Genomic DNA, 1,317 nt, shown 5'->3' on the forward strand with positions numbered 1-1,317 from the left:
CTCGACGCCGCCACCCAGCAGAACGCCGCCATGGCCGAAGAGACCACGGCATCGGCCGAAACGCTGGCTGCCGACACCGACGAACTGCTCGGCCTTATCAGAGGCTTCCGCGTCGGCAACGCTGCGGCGGCTCCCGCCATGCATCAGGGGCGCCGCGCCGCATAAACGGGGCGCAGACGTCAGGCCTTTTCATCACCAAAGCATTAGCGGCCGCCGGATGTAAATCCGGCGGTTTTGCTTCTGACGCCCCCAGATTTACAGGGAAATTTTGCTCAAAATCTAATAAAATTAAAGCTTTATTATAGGATGAATGCCAATCGTAGCGAACCGGTCGCAGCATGTTCTTTTAGCAGCGGTAGATGCGTCGCCTTCATCCGGCGCGCTCGCACAGGCGGTAGAAAACCGCACCGGAATGCAACCCCCATTCCTGTTGCGAGGCATCATGAAGAATCTGAAAATATCGAAGCAGCTTATCTTGCTGGTCGTCGGCCTGATGGTAGCGTTTGCGATCGCAACCACCCTCCAGGTCCGCTCCTCGGTCGATGCGATCTATAAGGAACGCTATGACATGCTGCGTTCGGAGGTCCAGTCCGCGGTCTCCGTTCTCAAGTTCTATCAGGCGAAGGTGACTTCAGGCGAAATGAAGCTGGAAGACGCCCAGAAACAGGCCTACGCCACCGTCAATGCTATGAAATACGATCCGGATGGCTATTTCTTCGGCTATGACTACGACGTTAAGATGATATTCCACTATGACGCCTCGAAAGTCGGGCAGATCAACAAGGGGCAGCCGGACAGCAAAGGCAAGCTCTATCGCGAAGAGTTGGTCAAGCTCGGGCAGCAGGGCGGCGGTCTTGTCGAATATTATTCCACAGCCAAACCCGGCCAGCCTGTTGGCGATTATCGCAAGACGGCCTATGCAATGGCCTTCGATCCCTGGAAGGTTGTTGTTAGTAGCGGAGTCTACATGGACGATCTCGATGCCCAGGTGAACGACAAGATCCTGGCGGCGCTGTCTGGCAGCATCGTCCTGTTCTTCTTCGCCCTTGTCGCCGCTTATCTGGTCATCCGCGGCATATCGAACCCGTTGAAGGACGTGCATACCGCGCTGCAGGCCGTTGCCGACGAAGATGTGTCGCTTGATATCCCGCATACGGGCATGAACAACGAAGTCGGCATGATGGCGAAGGCGACGCAATCGCTGCAGGAAAAGATCCGGGAACGTCACGCGATGTCGGATCGCGAGGCTGCCCAGCAGCTGGCGCTCGAAAACGAGCGCGAAACCAACCTGCGCCATCAGCAGGACGAAGCCTCGCT

Annotated in this window: 1 protein-coding gene; it reads left to right on the forward strand. The window is 56.9% G+C overall.

The features are described 5' to 3' along the window. Positions 1 to 442 precede the first annotated feature (442 nt). Positions 443 to 1,317 (forward strand): cache domain-containing protein (locus FHT82_RS30165; protein WP_183736385.1); only part of this gene is annotated, 875 nt, incomplete at its 3' end.

The organism is Rhizobium sp. BK275 (genome assembly GCF_014193555.1).
Lineage (GTDB): Bacteria > Pseudomonadota > Alphaproteobacteria > Rhizobiales > Rhizobiaceae > Rhizobium.